We start from the raw sequence: 18944 nt of genomic DNA, 5'->3' as shown, positions 1-18944 counted from the left end.
GAACTATGATGAGCGTATGCATACTTTTACAGACTACTAATTATTGAGCCAAGCTACCAAACTAAACACTATCCAGACTAAATACTATCTGGGCTACGCAAGTTTTTCACAGCGATACGATCTGCTTGTTTACGGTCACGCTCAGGCGTCATTTGTGGCTGATAGATACCTTGATCATTCATATGAATACCTAACGGACGACGCTCTTTAGTGATAGATTCTTGCAATAACATAAGCCCTTGGATCAACGCTTCTGGACGCGGGGGACAACCTGGCACATAAACATCGACAGGAATAATTTTATCCACGCCTTGCACGACCGAATAGATATCATACATGCCGCCCGAGTTGGCACAAGCACCCATTGAGATGACCCATTTTGGCTCAAGCATTTGCTCATATAAGCGCTGAATAACGGGGGCCATTTTGACAAAGCAAGTACCGGCGACAATCATCACGTCCGCCTGACGAGGCGAAGCACGAATAACTTCTGCACCAAAACGTGATAAATCATGAACCGCAGTTAAAGTGGTGGCATATTCAACATAACAGCAAGAAGTACCAAAGTTGAATGGCCATAGTGAGTGCTTACGCCCCCAGTTTGCTGTCGAATGAACGAGGTCTTCGAGACGACCCATAAAGACGTTTTTATTGACTTCATCTTCAATAGGATCATTGACCGTTTGGCGAGACTGTGCAGGATAGACATCTGCATCAGGGTTGGCTTTTGTTAATGTGTATTTCATAACATACAACCTTTCTATTAAGCAAAGCGTGGCAATTGTCTTGTTATCACTATCGCCATAACTTTTATGATTAATAATTGACCATTAATATAAACATACTGACATTGTCATTATATATATCGTTGCTCTCAACAATTTACAGATTTTTCTAAGCAAAGATAGCTATGAGCAAAAACGGTTAACGTTCAATGTTAGGCGGTTGTGCAGACGTCGCAAAATCCACAGAGGTAATATTACCTGTAGTATTAATATGATCAATGCTTTGTAAATGACGACGATTGGCCTCAATATTATTTGAGACATTAATCTGACCTGAAGACTGCGCCGGTATTTTGCCAGTAGGGTCCACCATTAGCTCATCAACGCCGTCGAACTTGGTGATATCAGCTAAATTAAAGCCAGCTGGTGCAGCATAGAGACGTGGTCTTTTACGCAGCTTATCAGCAGGGGCCCAGTTCATAGCGCCTAAACTTAGCTCATATATCAAGCCAATGATTAAGACAGTAATAAAGACCGTAGCCGCTGCAAATCCAAGCCAGCCAGCCTCACGAACTGAAACCGCGTAAGCATACAAATACAGCGCTTCTAAATCAAAAATAACGAAAAAGATAGCCACTAAATAGAATTTAGCAGACAAACGAATACGGGCGTTGCCAGATCCGACAACACCCGCTTCAAATATCTCTTCTTTTTGTAAGCCCTGAGAGCGACCGCCCAGTAAGCGCGGAACAGCCAGCATAAAAACAACTAGCCCAATAGCGGCTAGAATAAAGGCAACTGCTGACCAATTATAGGCAGACATGATAATACGTGCTCCTCACCCAATCTAGTGTCATAAGTACTGCAGACCATTACTATATAGAGCAAAATGGAATGACAGTACTTGACGCAGACGAAAACACAAAGGCTGTGCTGGTAACGACCAATTATCAAGATTATTGACGACGGTATAAGATGATACCAACCGTAAATTTATCTAAGTGCTGAGAATGAATAAGACAATCCACTAAACTCTGACGACAAAGTCTAGAGCAGAAAGACTGGCAATCTCCAACTATCCTATCAGTAAAAACTGTGGCATACCTAGATAAAGGCTGGTCATCAAATCCATCTAATAAAGACGCAAGATAAATTTATTAAATCAATATCATATTTAGACATTTAATTGATTTAATAACTCATTACGCGTGATCAACAATGGCGTGACAACTGGCATAAACTGTTTGCTCACTATACGCATATCACCAATCAAAAGCCAGTTTTTAACTGCATTGAGTGGTCATTTTATATGCTACAAAATATGTATCTCATCAAGAAAAATGTGCTACACATTGGCAAAACCACAATAAAATAGACAATTTGATTAACGGCTCAATATTTATACTAAAAAATATCAAGCAATTGAGTCAAACATCAAATTTTTAGTAGGCTTATTTCAAGATATTAGCATTATATGATGGAGCATTTAACATGCATAGTAAGACTGCGGATATTGTAAACCAAATATGTCTAATTGCAACCTATCCCTAACTCTACTTTAAGTAAATATTGCTAGGTACAGCAGCTTTTAGGCACTTATTTTAGCTCATAAAAAAGAGCAGATCCAAATATTGGTCTGCCCTTTTGTCAATCATGAGACTGTGAATCAATAAACTGTACTGTATTTTACTGACTCGTTATTTATCAACTAATTACTGATTAATCACATCCACACCTTTTGGTGGCGTGAATTTGAACTGATTACTACTGATACTTGGATTAAGTTTGATGCCGTTGAACTTAATTGAAGTAGTTTGTCCCAATGTATCATTAAGTACCATCATTACTGGCTTACCACCACTAAAACTTACCGATAGATTCTTAAAGCTGGCGTCACCTGATTTAGGATACAGCACATAGTAGTTTTTATTTTCATATGGCTGAGTGATCTTAAAGTTTTTGTCGATTTTACTTGGATCACCTGATAGTAATAGTGCTGGCGTGTTGCCTACTTGGCTATCCACACCTTGTTTGGTCGCTTGCTCCAAATCCTTATCGTAAATCCACATTGAGTCACCATTTGCCACAATCAATTGTTCTGATGGCGACTTAGTTTCCCAGCGAAAGTTATTCGGACGCTGAACGCTCATCGAACCCTTAAAAGTACCATTGGTTGCGCCTTTAGTAGTTTGAGTAAAGTTGGCGGTCATACTTTTAGTGTTGGTTAATAGTTTGTTCAAGCGTTTGGCTGCTACCAAATTATCAGCAGGTGCAGCAGTCGCCGATTGGGTCAACGCTATCATTGGCGCTGCAACACCAAGGGTGGTCATCAATACACCAGCCAAGGCGCCACTCATCATTTTTTGTTTTACTGTAGTAGATAAAGTCATAATTCTTCCTCTCGTAATAAAAATAAAATTTCAATCAATGGTTATAAAAGTTAGATCACTGCGTTTTTGTTGTGTTCATCTATTGCACTAAATAAAATCACGTGCATTGTGAGTTATCGCGATAAAGATATAAACTCCTTATTTTGATCTAACCATTAGTCGTTAGCTGCTTATCTATTAAAAGTATTTCAATTAACTCTCAACAAATATAGTGCTATTAACCAATGACCACAGTGTGCCAGTTTTTTTATTACGCGCCTAGTCTTCAATTGCAATCAATACTACGCCTGCCATACACACTTGTAACGACAGTAGTTACAATATTTCATTCTGAAATTTTTGTATCATCAACAATAATTAGAGAGTTAATTATAGTATTAGTCATAAAAAAAGTCCCTATCACCAATCGGTAATAGGGACTTTAGTATGTAGCAAGCTGCTTTAATTACATAACATAAAGCAGCTTGTGCTTAAAAGCGATAACTACTCGCCTTCAACCATAACATAACGACGGTTAAATTTACCTTTGGTCGCAAACTTTACCACACCGTCATTTAGTGCAAATAAAGTATGGTCACGACCCATGCCAACGCCTTCGCCTGCGTGGAATTCTGTACCACGTTGACGAACGATGATGTTACCAGCTGTGATAGCTTGGCCACCAAAGATTTTAACGCCTAGCATTTTTGGGTTTGAATCACGACCGTTACGGCTCGAACCGGCAGCTTTTTTATGTGCCATGAGAAAATCTCCTTGTTAATGTGACTTATCGCTGATGCGATAACTCTTAAGCATTTAGTGCGCTATTTTAGCAATAATTGCTAAATGGGCAATTAGGCATTAATGGCTTTGATTTTTAACAAGGTGTACCATTGGCGGTGACCTTGTTCTTTGTGATAATGCTTACGACGGTTGTGCTTGATGATACGGATTTTGTCACCACGACCGTGCTTAACCACTTCAACTTCTACGCTAGCGCCATCAACGACAGGCTGACCGATTTTGACGTTATCGCCGTCAACAACCATCAACACGTCTTCAAATTTGATTGTTTCGCCTGTTTCTGCTTTTAGTAATTCAACTTTTAAAAGCTCATCGACGACTACACGGTGCTGTTTACCACCAGTTTTGATTACTGCGTACATTGTATGACTCCGTTTAACCCGTGTGCCGTGGCTGATATCATACCAACGCTTTTACGACGAACACGACAGGGAAAAATTAAAGGCAAGATTTTACGGCTTTTTGCTCATAAAAGCAAGCCGCGCCTCTTGTTTTTGAAAGTTGGTGATACTTACCTAATATATTAATACTATTTACTCTAACATCTAACTGACCAAGTATATAAGCAAACTTTCTGCGAAGTAAACCATGGAGCGAGCTTGACGATAATAATAGCTGTTAATTTAAGCTTAAGTGCAGTTATTATAACTCATGCAATCAGTAGCTTACAATGCGATATCAATACCTACTTTACTTTAATCACCGATTTGATAGTGTAGCTATGCTACTATAAGCACACTAATAGTCTCGTAAGAGACCACTATTAGACGATTCTTTCTACCTTTTATTAATACGACTATTTACTATGACGACCACTTTATCGAACGCTTCTACCCCGTCTGTATCTACGCCAAGTTATGCCGATATTCAAAGTATCGTTGCTGATGACTTTGACATTATGGATAAGCAAGTTTTTGGCAGTCTTAACTCGAAAGTACAACTCGTTATGAGTGTCTCTCAGCATGTGATTAATGCGGGTGGCAAACGTATGCGTCCATTAATTACTTTGTTGTGTGCGCGTATGCTCAATGACGAGCCATCACAACAGGCTATGCATTTGGCAGCCATTACCGAAATGTTGCATACAGCAACTCTAGTCCATGATGATGTAATTGATGAGTCAGGACAGCGCCGAGGTAAGCCAACGGCGAATGCCACTTGGGACAATGCCACGGCGGTATTGGTCGGTGATTATTTGATTGCCCGCGCCTTTAACTTATTGGTCGGATTCCAAAGCTTGCCATTATTACAAGTTTTCTCAGACGGTACTTGCGATATTGCTGAAGGGGAAGTATTACAGCTCCAGCATCAACATAACCCTGCGGCAACTGAAGATGACTATCTAAGCATTATTGACGGTAAGACGTCACGGTTATTTATGATGGCGACTCAAGGGGCAGCTATCTTGCAAGAGCAAACCCAGTATCTATCCGCACTGGCAGACTTTGGCCAGCACTTTGGTAATGCGTTTCAGATTATTGATGATGTACTTGATTACAGCGGTGATAGTGAGCTGATGGGTAAGAATCTTGGTGATGATCTCGCAGAAGGCAAACCGACTTTACCCACTATCAAAGCACTTGAATTGCTTAAGGATAACGATAAAGACAGCTATGAGAAGCTACGTATTGCGGTACAGACGGGTAAAACGCCGAATGCTGAGCAACTTATTGAATTGGTAAGAAACTCTGGGTCTCTCGCCTACTGTACTAAGCGCGCCCTAGAAGAAACTAAACTAGCACAACAAGCACTAAGCACCCTACCTGACAATCGCTATCGTCAAGGGTTATATCAATTGACTGAGCTTGCCAGTGCACGTTTGCTATAAACGTTATATCGTATTGAAAAAGCTTCGTTCATCATACTGTATTTGGCAAATAATAGAAAAATAACTACTGTAAAAACATAAGAACAATAGGCACATAAGGTATGCTGGAGCTCTAACTCACCAGCTACCTTAATAAGCGTCAACACCAAATTTTGATAAATTACTAAAGTTTATGTTTAATTTCTAGCCTATGTCATCGTATTTTTTACCACTGTCCATCGTTTAACAACAACCTTTTACAGTTCAATCGCAATTACTCATTGCTAATGTTGCCGTTTTCATCACAGCCTCATTTTCTTGTTCTTATTCATGATATTGTCTACTTTATCCGTCTTAATCTTGTATAAAAAACAAAAATTAACAATTTTTTACTTATCAAGTTGAGGCAGAGTCTTCTACAGGTTTTTAGTGTAACGCTTTTATTTCCAACGTTTTTACCAACTTGTAGAAAGAATAGAACTTCTACAACAAGTAAAAGCTGTTTTTCTGTGCTTGACTGTAGGGTATACCCTATAGTTTATAATACTCTACTAAATTTACTTACCAACCTTTACCATTTGGTTGTTTTTAATACTAAAACCTCGCTGAATGATTTCACTATTTAATTGATAAGATACTGATTAGGTCTAACCACTTAGAATATGAGTTGGTTCGGCTTTTTGTGCGGCAGGATTTAGATTATAGATTTACTATATATCAATCATTATGATGGCTTAAAGAACCAGTTAATAGTCATATCTGTGACGTTAGAACCTATATAACGTTGAAGTTTATTACTAAAATTTTATTTATATCGTATCTACATTATTGACGAGGACATTGATGAAGCATTCTTATCTTGCGCTTGTAATAGCATCTGTACTATCTGGAGCTGTACTGGTTGGCTGTGACAAAAACGAGGACTCCGCTGATGCCGCCGCACAGCAGCAGATGCCGCCAGCCGTCGTCAACGTCCAGACCGTGACCTTTGATAGCGTACCCCAAGTACAGACTTTTTCTGGACGCACTGCAGCTTATCAAACTGCAGACGTCCGTCCACAGGTGAATGGGGTTATTGAAGAAATCCTATTCCGTGAAGGTGGTAACGTCAAACAAGGTCAGCCTCTCTATCGCATTAACACTGATAACTATACCTCCTCTGTTGCCAGCGGTGAAGCTGCGGTACAGCAAGCACAGGCCAACTATCAAACGGCTTTAGCAAATAATGCCAATGCCAAAGCTGAGCTCGCTAGTCGTCAAGCATCACTTGCGCAAGCGCAAAACGACTTGCAACGTCTACGTGGACTTGTTGATATAGATGCCATCTCTAAGCAACAATATGAGCAAGCTCAAACACAAGTTCGTACGGCACAAGCTGCTGTTCAGAGTGCAGCTGCCGCCGTTGGGCAAACACAAGCAGGTATTGAAAGCGCAAAAGCTGGCATTCAAACCTCAAAAGCGGGCTTAAATGCTAGTACTTTAGATCTTAACCGTACTATCGTGCGCGCACCGTTGACTGGTCGTACTGATCGCTCTAGCGTTACCGCTGGTACGCTAGTCAGCGCTGGTCAGCCCGATCCATTAGTTACTATTTCGCGCTTAGACCCTATCTATGTCGATATCAGTCAATCATCCTCTGAGCTGCTAAAGTTGCGTCAGCAAATAGCTGAAGGCAAAGCACAGGCAGGGATGAATTCTGTTGAATTGGTGTTAGAGGACGGCTCAGTCTATCCTGTACGCGGTAAGCTTGCTTTATCTGAAGCAAAGGTTGATGAATCAACAGGCGCGGTTACCCTGCGGGCTATATTCCCTAATAGCAATAATATCTTATTGCCTGGCATGTACGTAACTGCACGTCTGACTCAAAGCGTTATTACCAATGCGGCTTTAGTACCGCAGAGCGCGGTTATGCGTACACCTAAGAGTGAGACGCAGGTATATATCGTTGATCAAAATAATAAGATTCAAGCACGTCCTGTCACTATTAATGGTACTTATGATGGACAGTGGGTAGTCACTAAAGGTCTACAAGCAGGAGATCAGGTCGTTATCATCGGTGGCGCGAAAGTTAAGCCTGAACAAGAGGTCGTCGTCAAGCCGTTAGAAAATCCAAACCCTGCTCCATCCGCTCAAGGTGCGCCTACTGCTAAAACACCGCAGCAGGCTGCTAAAGAAGCGGATAAACCTGCTTCCGCTAAAAAACCTACAGAAGCCGCTGCTAACTAATTCCATTCAAAGATAGGAAGACTTAGGGATATACTATGTCACGTTTTTTTATTAATCGCCCTATTTTTGCATGGGTTATGGCTATTTTAGTCATGCTCATCGGGGTGATATCGGTCATTAATTTACCGATCGAACAGTATCCACGTATTGCGCCACCGACCATTTCGGTCAGTGCAAGCTATCCTGGTGCTAACGCACAAACCGTCGAAAACTCAGTTGTGCAGATCATTGAGCAGCGTATGAAAGGCCTTGATGGTTTGATGTATATGTCATCATCAAGCTCTTCAAACGGTAGCGCGTCAGTAACACTCACCTTTGAAAATGGTACTGATTCTGATACCGCTCAGGTACAGGTGCAGAACAAACTTCAAGCGGCGATGAGCTCGCTACCTGAGTCTGTTCAGCGTCAAGGCGTCAACGTTAATAAATCGTCTAGCAGCTTTTTGATGGTGCAAGCTTTTATTTCCGAAGATGACTCTATGGATCGAGCTGATATTGCCGATTATATTAACTCCAATGTCGTCGATTCGCTTAGCCGTGTTGAAGGTGTGGGTGAAGTTCAAGTTTTCGGGTCCACCTATGCGATGCGTGTTTGGCTTGATCCTTCACGTCTCCGTAGCTATAACATGGTACCGTCTGATGTCGTCAATGCCATACGAGCACAGAACACTCAGGTATCTGCCGGACAATTAGGTCAAGCACCTGCTGATACAGACCAACAGGTTATTAACGCGACGGTCACTGTACAAAGCTATTTACAAACGCCTGAAGAATTCCAAAACATTCTGCTGAAAACTGATACCTCTGGCGCTCAAGTCCGCTTAGGTGATGTTGCAGATGTCGAAATTGGCAGTGAGAACTATAGCGTTGTTTCTTTATATAACGGTCAAGAAGCTGCTGGTTTGGGTATTTCACTCGCTGGTGGTGCTAACGCGCTTGAGACTCGTGAAGCCGTTGGCGCGCGTATGGCTGAACTGGAAAGAAACTTCCCAGCTGGTTTAATCTCGGTCGTACCATACGACACTACGCCTTTTGTACGCTTATCTATTGAACAAGTCGTCATGACCCTCATTGAGGCGATTGTGTTGGTATTTATTGTCATGTTCATTTTCTTACAGAACTGGCGTGCAACTATTATCCCGACGCTTGCCGTACCTGTTGTATTACTGGGCACGTTTGCAGTGCTTTATGTAGCGGGCTTTAGTATCAACGTGCTGACCATGTTTGCGATGGTACTTTCCATCGGTCTACTGGTCGATGATGCTATCGTTGTGGTAGAGAACGTTGAACGTATCTTAGAAGAAGATCCTCACATTTCTATCAAAGACGCGACCGTTCAATCGATGGGTGAGATTAGTAAGATTGTTATCGGTATTGCTTTGATTCTATCAGCAGTATTCGTACCGATGGCCTTCTTCGGTGGTTCAACAGGCGTAATTTATCGTCAGTTCTCCATTACTCTGATTACCGCTATGGTACTCTCAGCACTGGTTGCGCTTATCTTCACCCCTGCTCTATGTGTCACTTTACTAAAACGTGGTAAGAGCCATGAAAAAGGTAGCACCGAAAAGCAAAAAGGCTTCTTTGGCTGGTTTAACCGTGGTTTCTTCAAGCTTAGCCGCTCTTACGAAAATTTTGTGGGTAAGAGTATTCGTTTTAAATGGTTATATTTGATTGGCTACGCGGCTATTATCGGCATCATGGCAGTGGTCTTCTTACGTATTCCTGGCTCATTTTTACCAGAAGAAGATCAAGGTATTATGTTTACCTTGGTTCAGCTGCCTGCTGGCTCTACGCTTGATGAGACACAAGATGTCCTCGATAAAGTAAGAAACTATTACGATACTCAAGAGACGGACAACATTGCCTCTGTCTTTACCATTGCAGGCTTTAGTTTTGCTGGTCAAGGGCAAAACATGGGACTAGCATTCGTTCGTTTGTCGGACTGGGAGTCGCGTTCCGGCGATGAAAATACTGCACAGGCTGTTGCTGGTCGTGCGATGGGTTACTTCTTCACTCAATTAAATGAAGCGCAGGTTTTTGCGATTGTACCTCCAGCGATTACTGAACTTGGTAATGCCAGTGGTTTTGATTTAATGATTCAAGATAATGGTAACCTTGGACACGATGGGCTACTTGAAGCACGTAATATGCTCTTAGGTATGGCAGCACAAAATGACCAAGTCGCTGGTGTACGTCCCAACGGTCAAGAAGATTCACCGCAGCTTAAGGTGAACATCAACCAAGAGCAAGCTGCCGCTTATGGCTTGTCATTAAGTAATATCAATAGTGTCATCTCAACGGCTTGGGGTTCAAGCTATGTTAATGACTTCATTGATCGTGGTCGTATCAAACGTGTCTTTGTTCAAGGTGAAGCAAGTAGCCGTACCAATCCTGATGATATTGGCAAATGGTATGTGCGAAATGATATGAATGATATGATTTCATTCGATGCATTTTCATCCAGCGAGTGGCAGTCTGGCTCACCGCGTCTGACCCGTTACAACAGCTTGCCCTCGATGAACATCCAAGGTAGTGCAGCACCCGGTTTGAGTACTGGTGAAGCAATGAGCTCGATGGAAGCGATGATAGAACAGCTACCTGAAGGTATTGGTTATGAGTGGACAGGTATGTCATTGGAAGAGCAAAAATCAGGTGCACAAGCGCCAATGCTTTATGCGCTTTCAATCTTAGTCGTCTTCTTATGCTTAGCAGCCCTATATGAAAGCTGGTCTATTCCTTTCTCCGTACTATTGGTCATTCCACTTGGGGTTCTAGGGGCAGTCATATTTACTTGGCTACGAGGTTTTGCCAACGATATTTACTTGCAAGTAGGTCTACTCACGGTGGTTGGTCTATCGGCCAAAAATGCCATCTTGATTATTGAGTTTGCAAAAGACCATCAAGAGGAAGGTTATAGTCTGAAAGAGGCTGTCATGACCGCAGCTCGTCAACGTTTGCGTCCAATTATAATGACCTCACTTGCCTTTGGTCTAGGTGTTGTGCCATTATTCTTGGCGACTGGTCCGGGTTCAGGCAGTCAAAATGCCATTGGTACTAGTGTTGTAGGCGGTGTAGTCACGGCGACTCTCTTAGGCATATTCTTTATCCCGATGTTCTATATTTGGGTACGCAGTGTGTTCCCATACAAATATGACAACAATCAGCCAAATGATAAAGGCGATGGCGGCAATGGTACGCCTACTCCGCAGAACCCAACTCCCTCAGAGAGTTATCAGCCTGCAAGCTTTGGAGATAATACACAATGAGTTCACAACCTTTTATAACCAACTCAACAGCAGTAGTCAATACTGCTGCTAATGTGCGCCCAATGACAAACAAACAAGCAGCGTCAGTTGCTAAATTTGTGAGACCAGTTATCTCACAGGTGCGCAGAAAAAGCGGTCGTTTAATAGGTTTAACCGTACTAGCGATGAGCATGGCTGCCTGCAACACGATCCCAAAAGCTGATATGCGCCCTGTGCTCGCTGAGCCCAATATACCTGTTGGACAAAGCTATGGTGCTTTCGATCGTGAGACGGTTAGCAATGCTGAGCAGCCTAGTCTCGCTAGTCAACGCTGGCAGAACTTCTATAGTGATGAGCGCCTAAAAGGGCTGATTGCGTTAGGTCTTGAAAACAACAAAGACTTTGAAAGTGCACGTTTAGCGATTGAAAAAGCACGGGCGCAATATCAAATTACTGATATTCGTGACCTACCAACGATTGATGGTAGTGCAGGCTATTCTCGCCAACGCCAAAGAAGTACAACAAGCGATAGCTATAACGTAAATCTGGGTCTGGCTAATTATGAGCTAGACTTTTGGGGCAAGATTTCTAGTCTAAAAGATCAAGCTTTGCAGAATTTCTTAGCGACAACGGCGGCAAAAGACTCTACCCAAATTAGCCTTGTTAGTAATATTGCTCAAAGCTATGCCAATTTAAGCTATAGCCTAGCGCAACTCAAACTAGCAGAAGCAACGGTAGAAAGTCGTGAGCGTTCACTGTTTATTGCTAGCAAACGTTTTGAGGCAGGTATCGATCCTAAGTTACCTTCATTACAGTCTTCGGCGGCACTTGAAAATGCCAAACTTGCTGTATTACGTGCGCAAAGCAGTATTTTAAAATCACGCAATGCCTTGCAGTTTTTAGTTGGTACGCCTATTCCGAGCCAGCTTATTCCAACGCCTGCGGTCAGCAACATCACTACGCATGAAGTCTTTAGTGCTGGTTTACCAAGTGAGCTATTGCGTTACCGTCCAGATGTTCTGCAAGCTGAATATAATCTAAAAGCAGCTGGTGCTAATATCGAAGTAGCGCGTGCCTCTTATTTCCCTTCTATCAGCCTTGCTAGTAGCATCGGTGTAAGTAGCGGTAGCTTAGACGATCTGTTCAAAAGTGGTTCAGTTGGATGGTCATTTGGTCCAAGCGTTAGCGTGCCTATCTTTGATGCAGGACGCTTGGATGCTAATTATGACGTGGCTAAAATCGAACGTGAACAGACGCTTGCAAGTTATGAGAAATCTATTCAGACAGCCTTCCGTGAAGTCTCTGATGTGCTGGCAACACGAGCCACACTAGGTGAGCAACTTGCAGCGCAATATCGTCTGCAAGATAACTTTGAACAAACCTATCAGATAGCAGATGCACGCTTTAAAGCAGGTATCTCAAACTATCTAGATGTCCTTGATGCACAGCGTTCATTGTTTTCAACCCAGCAAGGTATTTTAGATTTAGAGCTACAAAAAATCGTTAGCCAAATCGAGCTATACCAAGCGCTTGGTGGCGGTGCTAATCTAGATATACCAACGGCTATTCCTGTGCCGCAGTATACTAACGTAGCTCAAATCGCTAGTCTGCCTGCGAACAGTGCCAAAGCTAAAGCTGCTTATGCCATAGATGCTGCAAGCTCAGCTCGCGTCGCATCTCCACAAGAAGCACTGGCAATCAAACAATCTAAAACGCCAGCGACATCTACCTTTAAGCCTACTGCTGTCGTCGATGTTAATAACGATGGTAGAAATGATGCTGCCGTCGGTGTCGTGACCCAAGAGACACCTGTTGAGCAAGTACCGGTAACGCAGATTATTGAGCCTTAAATAGCTGTAATGTGAGAGGTAGACAGATTACCTTACAATTAGCCCTGCCGCCTTGGTGGGGCTTTTTGCTTTCATAGGCTGCTTTTGGTTATAGTAGTCTCACCATATTTAACACCGTTTTATACAAACCAACTTTATAAAGAATGACACGCTTTAATAAAACTGATTTTAATGAAAGAAAAGCTGTTGAAACGATAATTATTGAAAATATAATAAGGAACGATTATGTCTTATACCTTTAACCGCCAATACCCTGAAACTCGTTTGCGCCGCTTACGCTACAACGATAATGTACGGGCAATGATTCGTGAAGTTGAGCTACATCCTAAGCATTTTATTGCGCCAGTATTCGTACTAGAAGGTGAAAATCAACGTGAGGCTATTGCTAGTATGCCGGGTGTCGAACGCTTATCAATTGATTTGCTCATTAATTATGCGAAAGAATTATTAGCGGAGGGTGTTACGACTATTGATATCTTTCCTGTCATTGATAACTCCTTAAAAACGCCAGATGGCAAAGCGGCCTATGACGCAAATGGACTTGCGGCGCGTGCGGTAGCTGCGGTAAAAGATGCTGTACCAGAAATGGTCGTTATGACAGATGTGGCTTTAGACCCTTATACCTCACATGGTCAAGACGGTTTGCTCGATGACAGCGGTTATGTTATCAATGATGCAACCATCGAAGTGTTGGTCAAACAAGCGCTAGTTCATGCTCGCGCTGGCGCAGATATCATCTCTCCTAGCGATATGATGGATGGTCGCATCAAAGCCATGCGTGACGCATTTGAAGCAGAAGGTTTTGTGAATACGGCTATCATGGCCTACTCTGCAAAATACGCCTCTGCTTATTATGGGCCATTCCGCGATGCAGTCGGTAGTGCAGGCAACTTAAAAGGTGGCCATAAAAAGCAATATCAGATGGATTTTGGTAACCGCGCGGAAGCTTTGCACGAAGTTGCCATGGACATCAATGAAGGCGCAGATATGGTTATGATTAAACCGGGTCAGCCCTACCTTGATCTGATTCGTGAAGTCAAAAACACCTTTGGCATACCGACGTTTGCCTATCAAGTCTCTGGTGAATACGCTATGCATATGGCGGCCATTCAAAACGGCTGGCTCAGTGACGCGGTTATTCTAGAGTCGCTAATTGGTTTCCGCCGAGCCGGTGCCGACGGTATCTTGACTTATTTTGCATTGGAAGCAGCACGTCAGTTGAATAACGCATAATTTTATCTCGATTTTTTAAAACCTTCTATTCGCGCCTACAGCTCTATGCCTGTTGGCGCGATTTTATTGCTGCGATTAGTAACTTCTTCGCTACAACTATAAGGTAGTTAGGTTTTAAGGATAATACGCTTTAACGCTTTATCCATCTCCTCCCAAAAAGCCACGCTTTTGCTTTATAATAACCCACCTGATTTTCATGGCGTCTCAACGCTAACCTCTACATTTTATTGCCGTTATTGCGCCCGCTGCCTCGTTTTTTTGCTAGGGCACATCAGCGCCTACCCTTTTTTGCTTTTGTCTTACAGGTCACGTTATGAGTCAACTTAATCCCAAACAACAAGAAGCTATGCTCTACGTATCCGGCCCATTGCTCGTGCTAGCAGGTGCCGGCTCCGGTAAGACTTCGGTTATTACGCGCAAAATTGCATACCTTATTGAAGAATGCAACATGCCAGCCGAACGCATCACAGCGGTGACCTTTACCAATAAAGCCGCCCGTGAGATGAAAGCTCGGGTAAGTAAACTGCTGCCTAGTGAAAAGACGCGTGGACTGACAGTATCGACCTTTCACCAATTTGGCTTACAGTTTTTACGTTATGAGCTGATTCATACGCCTCTAAAGGGCAACTTCTCTATCATGGACAGCGATGACAGTAAGCGCCTGCTCATGGAGCTTATGATGCGCGACAATTTAAGCGGGGCTGAAAGTCGCGAGCTGGTTGGTAAAGCCATCAAATTTATCTCTGACTGGAAGAACGATCTAATTGATCCTGACAAGGCGATGGAAACCTTAGACGATCCAGAAGATATGATTTTTGCCACCCTATATGCATTATATGAGCGTAATTTGCGCGCTTATAATGCGGTTGATTTTGATGATCTAATTGTACTGCCGACTAAAATATTACGTGAAAATAGGGAGCTGCGTGATAAATGGCAAAACCGTATTCGCTATCTATTGGTCGATGAATATCAAGATACCAATACTGCACAGTATGAGATGATTAAATATCTGGTAGGACCGCAAGGGCGCTTTACTGTCGTTGGTGATGATGACCAATCTATCTACGCATGGCGCGGTGCCAAGCCTGAAAACATGGCGCTGCTCAAAGAAGATTTCCCTAAGCTTAAAATCGTTATGCTTGAACAAAACTATCGTTCGACCACGCGTATTTTGACTTCTGCCAACGCAGTCATTACCAACAATGAGCATTTATTTGAAAAAAAGCTGTGGTCAGATAAAGGTCAAGGCGAAAAAATCCGTATTATCAACTGCCGTAATGACGATGATGAGTCCGAGCGCGTGGCAAAAGAGATTGTCACTCATAAATTACGCTTTGGTAATGAGTGGGAGCAGTACGCTGTTCTTTATCGCAGTAACTTTCAGGCGCGGATGTTAGAAGCACAGTTACGTCAGCTGCAAGTTCCTTATAAATTATCCGGCGGTCAGTCGTTCTTCGCCCGTAGTGAAATTAAAGACATCATGGGTTATCTGCGTCTTATCCTAAACCCTGAAGATGACAGCGCATTTTTGCGTATTATCAATACGCCCAAACGCGGCATGGGACCTGCGACCCTCGAAAAACTTGGTCTGTTTTCGCAAGAGCATAGCATATCGTTATTAGCCTCTTGTACTCACGCCGGTCTTGCTCATGTCTTGCCGTCTAAGGCTTATGGGACAATAAAAGAGTTTGGTGAATTCATCGAGCATTATACTCGTGAGCTGGATCAACATCCTGACCCTGTGCCAATCGTACGCCAAATGATCGATGAAACTGGTTATATTGACTTTGTACGCAGTGATGCCAAAACGCCGCAACAAGAAAAGAATCGTATCGATAATATCGACATGCTTTACACCAGCATTCAGTCTTTAATTAATCGTGCCGAAGAAGATGAAGATCGGACAATTGATACCATCATTCGTAAGCTCGTTTTGCTCGATATGCTTGATCAGCAGCAAGAAGAAGAAAATACTAACAAAGTAAACTTGATGACCTTGCATGCGGCAAAAGGCTTGGAATTTGATTTTGTGTATATCATGGGACTTGAGGAAGAAATGCTACCGCATCGCAACTCTATCATGAGTGAAACAGTCGAAGAAGAACGGCGTTTGATGTATGTGGGTATAACCCGGGCTCGTCGCGAGCTGACACTGACTTTGGCTACCCAGCGCCGCGCCGGTGGACAGATGCGTGTCACTTCAGAATCAAGATTCTTAGATGAGCTACCTGAGGATCATATTGACTGGCCAGCCAAAGCGAAAAAGAAAAAAGCCACTAAAGATCCAGAAGCAGTGGCCGATGAATACTTGGCTAATATTCGTGCATTGCTTGGTAATCGCTAACACTGGCTTTAACGTTTATTTTTAATATTAACTATGCTTATAGTTAAAGATCTGCCAATAGCGTTTAATGTTTGTTTATTAATAAGCATTGGCTGGCATTTTTATTACTTTTATCATTTATTTTTGATCTTTTGGAACGCCTATGCCCGCCCCTACGCCCAATTCAGAACAACCAGCCAAACCGCAGGCAGAATATAATCCGTTAGAATATAACGCTGAATATAAACTATTATATTTGCAAGGTTTGGTGGCTGATAATGCGTATGCAGCGATTACTGAATTCTTAGCGCAGCAGTCTGAGTATGAAATTGCTAACCTACTGGAATCGTTCCCCAATCAAGATCGACAAATTATCTGGGCACAAGTTCCTGACCATCTCAAAGGTGAAGTTCTTGCTGAGCTAGAGGTTGATACGCGTCAACCATTAATGGAAAACATCTCCTCAAAAGAGATCTCATTATTTACCCAAGATCTCGATGCGCAAGACATCTCAGAGATTTTAGAGACGGTTACTGAGACCGTGCGTACCTCAGTAATGGCAACTTTGGACGAAGACGTTCGCATTCAGGTGAACAAACTCGATACCTATGCAGATTGGGAAGTTGGCAGCTATATGGATCCTGATACTATTCAGGTTCAAGATGATATTAGTTTGGGACAAGTGCAAGAGTGGCTACGAGAAAACGAGGATCTGCTTGATGATCAAAGCCAAGAGTTATTAGTGGTCGATCAAAGTCAGCAGTTATTAGGGCTGTTAAGTCTGGTTGATCTGATTAAACATAATCAAAAATCACTGGTTTCAAGCTTTACAGACAACGCCATTACTATCAACGACCGTTTAGATATTCAAGATGCTGCGGCGATTTTTCGTTCGGAAGATATTCGCTTTGCACCTGTTATCAATAGCCATGGCGAGCTGGTTGGGCAGTTAAATGGCGAAGATATCATGGAAATTATCCAAGATGATGTCGATAGCACCATGAAAAACCTTGCTGGTGTTAGTCAAGATGAGGAACTATTTGCGCCTATCTTGACCAGTGCCAAAAGTCGTAGCATCTGGCTAGGAATTAACTTATGTACTGCACTACTCGCCGCTGCAGTTATTGGACAGTTTGAAGCGGTACTTGCAAAAGTAGTAGCGCTGGCGATACTCATGCCAGTAGTGGCAAGTATGGGCGGTATAGCTGGCTCGCAGACGCTAACCATTGTCATTCGCGGTATGGCCATGGGTCAAATCGGTGGTTCCAACCGTTTATGGCTTTTTAATAAAGAGTTATGGGTTGGCGCAATAAATGGACTTATTTGGGCAATTATCATGGCGATTATTGCACAAATGTGGTTTCATGATGTTAAGATTAGTGCAGTGATTGGCTTTGCTATCGCCATTAATATGACTGCTGCCAATGTATCCGGCATTAGTATTCCGCTGATGCTTAAGCGCATGAATATCGATCCTGCGCTATCAGCCTCAGTTATTCTGACGACAGTGACTGATATTGTCGGCTTTATGTCATTTTTAGGGCTGGCAAGTGTGTTGCTGCTGTAGTTGTTACTCTTTGCAAGGTGCGAGCAAAAATTTCAGTCCAAAATTACAACGTGACAGAGAGTAGTTGTTCTCTATAATCGCTATCTGTTTATAAATGGCTATTAATATTAGCCTTACAAATACAATAGTATGATGAAAATTACAAAAAACTTAAGTGAGTGTGTTATGCAAGCTGTACAAGTCAAAATCATAAATCCAAAAATTGGTACGCATCCTGACTTTCCAATGCCAACGCGTGCAACAGATGGATCAGCAGGTATCGATTTACGCGCTTGCCTTGATGAGCCTTTGATCATCAAAGCCGGTGCGACGCATTTGGTAGGTACTGGCTTAGCGGTCTATATTCAAGACCCTAATTATGCCGGAATGATTTTGCCGCGTTCAGGACTCGGTCATAAGCATGGCATTGTATTGGGCAACTTGGTGGGTCTTATCGATGCAGACTATCAAGGTGAGCTGATGGTCAGTGTTTGGAATCGTAGCACTGAAGACTTCGTACTTAATCCTGCTGAGCGTATGGCACAGTATATTGTAGTACCAGTTGCCCGCCCAGAATTCGAAGTGGTGTCAGATTTTAGTGATGAAAGTCTTCGCGGCGCAGGTGGCTTTGGGCATTCGGGTCGTCATTAAACTTACAGTACTTAAAATAAAACGTTTAAATTAGAATAGATATAGTCGATTCAATTTAAAAAGAATACAGTGCTACTGGGATGAACTTTGCGCAGCCTTTGTGTAAACAGCATGCAAGGAAAATTTATACCAGTAGCATGCCAAATTTTGTACCTTTTT

The 18944-nt window shown here is 42.6% G+C and carries 13 protein-coding genes; 8 read left to right on the top strand and 5 right to left on the bottom strand.

Features of this window, described 5'->3' with window-relative positions:
• Positions 1 to 77: 77 nt before the first annotated feature.
• The 5 genes from AK823_RS03480 to rplU form a co-directional block, all read right to left on the bottom strand.
• Complete coding sequence (locus AK823_RS03480; RefSeq protein WP_068034750.1) at positions 78 to 746, bottom strand: NADH-quinone oxidoreductase subunit B; 669 nt, start codon at positions 744 to 746, stop codon at positions 78 to 80.
• A gap of 178 nt (positions 747 to 924) precedes the next feature.
• On the bottom strand, positions 925 to 1548 hold the full coding sequence (gene ndhC / locus AK823_RS03475) for an NADH-quinone oxidoreductase subunit A (protein ID WP_068326211.1): 624 nt from the start codon (positions 1546 to 1548) through the stop codon (positions 925 to 927).
• A gap of 889 nt (positions 1549 to 2437) precedes the next feature.
• Positions 2438 to 3115, bottom strand: coding sequence for an outer membrane lipoprotein chaperone LolA (gene lolA / locus AK823_RS03470; protein ID WP_068034746.1), 678 nt, complete (start codon positions 3113 to 3115; stop codon positions 2438 to 2440).
• 483 nt (positions 3116 to 3598) lie between these two features.
• Complete coding sequence (gene rpmA / locus AK823_RS03465; protein ID WP_068034744.1) at positions 3599 to 3856, bottom strand: 50S ribosomal protein L27; 258 nt, start codon at positions 3854 to 3856, stop codon at positions 3599 to 3601.
• A gap of 92 nt (positions 3857 to 3948) precedes the next feature.
• Positions 3949 to 4260 (bottom strand): 50S ribosomal protein L21, encoded by a 312-nt coding sequence (gene rplU, locus AK823_RS03460; protein ID WP_068034742.1) that lies wholly within the window; start codon positions 4258 to 4260, stop codon positions 3949 to 3951.
• Positions 4261 to 4703: 443 nt separating this feature from the next.
• On the opposite strand from rplU, the gene AK823_RS03455 reads away from it, so the two are divergent.
• From AK823_RS03455 to dut, 8 genes are all read left to right on the top strand, one after another.
• Positions 4704 to 5726, top strand: a complete 1023-nt coding sequence (locus tag AK823_RS03455) for a polyprenyl synthetase family protein (protein ID WP_068326208.1) — start codon at positions 4704 to 4706, stop codon at positions 5724 to 5726.
• 822 nt (positions 5727 to 6548) lie between these two features.
• Positions 6549 to 7931 (top strand): efflux RND transporter periplasmic adaptor subunit, encoded by a 1383-nt coding sequence (locus AK823_RS03450; RefSeq protein WP_068326205.1) that lies wholly within the window; start codon positions 6549 to 6551, stop codon positions 7929 to 7931.
• A gap of 35 nt (positions 7932 to 7966) precedes the next feature.
• On the top strand, positions 7967 to 11200 hold the full coding sequence (locus AK823_RS03445) for an efflux RND transporter permease subunit (RefSeq protein ID WP_068034735.1): 3234 nt from the start codon (positions 7967 to 7969) through the stop codon (positions 11198 to 11200).
• On the top strand, positions 11197 to 13029 hold the full coding sequence (locus tag AK823_RS03440) for an efflux transporter outer membrane subunit (RefSeq protein WP_082785624.1): 1833 nt from the start codon (positions 11197 to 11199) through the stop codon (positions 13027 to 13029). The genes AK823_RS03445 and AK823_RS03440 overlap by 4 nt, the downstream gene beginning before the upstream one ends.
• A gap of 225 nt (positions 13030 to 13254) precedes the next feature.
• On the top strand, positions 13255 to 14262 hold the full coding sequence (hemB, locus tag AK823_RS03435) for a porphobilinogen synthase (RefSeq protein ID WP_068034731.1): 1008 nt from the start codon (positions 13255 to 13257) through the stop codon (positions 14260 to 14262).
• A 313-nt stretch (positions 14263 to 14575) separates the two neighbouring features.
• Positions 14576 to 16609, top strand: coding sequence for a UvrD-helicase domain-containing protein (locus AK823_RS03430; RefSeq protein ID WP_068326202.1), 2034 nt, complete (start codon positions 14576 to 14578; stop codon positions 16607 to 16609).
• Between the two features lie 142 nt (positions 16610 to 16751).
• Complete coding sequence (mgtE, locus tag AK823_RS03425; protein ID WP_068034727.1) at positions 16752 to 18155, top strand: magnesium transporter; 1404 nt, start codon at positions 16752 to 16754, stop codon at positions 18153 to 18155.
• Positions 18156 to 18320: 165 nt separating this feature from the next.
• Positions 18321 to 18785: a dUTP diphosphatase gene (dut, locus tag AK823_RS03420; RefSeq protein WP_068326199.1), complete on the top strand. Its 465-nt coding sequence runs from the start codon at positions 18321 to 18323 to the stop codon at positions 18783 to 18785.
• The last annotated feature ends 159 nt before the right edge of the window (positions 18786 to 18944 follow it).

Origin of the sequence: Psychrobacter sp. P2G3, assembly GCF_001593285.1 — a bacterium.
Lineage (GTDB): Bacteria > Pseudomonadota > Gammaproteobacteria > Pseudomonadales > Moraxellaceae > Psychrobacter.
The sequence above is the reverse complement of the archived record's forward strand: the minus strand, read 5'-3'. Positions and strand labels throughout refer to the sequence as shown.

Coding starts and splice junctions, on each gene's coding strand:
- AK823_RS03450 (WP_068326205.1), top strand. CDS start 6,549: ATGAAGCATTCTTATCTTGCGCTTGTAATAGCATCTGTACTATCTGGA.
- rplU (WP_068034742.1), bottom strand. CDS start 4,260: ATGTACGCAGTAATCAAAACTGGTGGTAAACAGCACCGTGTAGTCGTC.
- ndhC (WP_068326211.1), bottom strand. CDS start 1,548: ATGTCTGCCTATAATTGGTCAGCAGTTGCCTTTATTCTAGCCGCTATT.
- lolA (WP_068034746.1), bottom strand. CDS start 3,115: ATGACTTTATCTACTACAGTAAAACAAAAAATGATGAGTGGCGCCTTG.
- hemB (WP_068034731.1), top strand. CDS start 13,255: ATGTCTTATACCTTTAACCGCCAATACCCTGAAACTCGTTTGCGCCGC.
- AK823_RS03440 (WP_082785624.1), top strand. CDS start 11,197: ATGAGTTCACAACCTTTTATAACCAACTCAACAGCAGTAGTCAATACT.
- AK823_RS03430 (WP_068326202.1), top strand. CDS start 14,576: ATGAGTCAACTTAATCCCAAACAACAAGAAGCTATGCTCTACGTATCC.
- rpmA (WP_068034744.1), bottom strand. CDS start 3,856: ATGGCACATAAAAAAGCTGCCGGTTCGAGCCGTAACGGTCGTGATTCA.
- AK823_RS03445 (WP_068034735.1), top strand. CDS start 7,967: ATGTCACGTTTTTTTATTAATCGCCCTATTTTTGCATGGGTTATGGCT.
- mgtE (WP_068034727.1), top strand. CDS start 16,752: ATGCCCGCCCCTACGCCCAATTCAGAACAACCAGCCAAACCGCAGGCA.
- dut (WP_068326199.1), top strand. CDS start 18,321: ATGCAAGCTGTACAAGTCAAAATCATAAATCCAAAAATTGGTACGCAT.
- AK823_RS03480 (WP_068034750.1), bottom strand. CDS start 746: ATGAAATACACATTAACAAAAGCCAACCCTGATGCAGATGTCTATCCT.
- AK823_RS03455 (WP_068326208.1), top strand. CDS start 4,704: ATGACGACCACTTTATCGAACGCTTCTACCCCGTCTGTATCTACGCCA.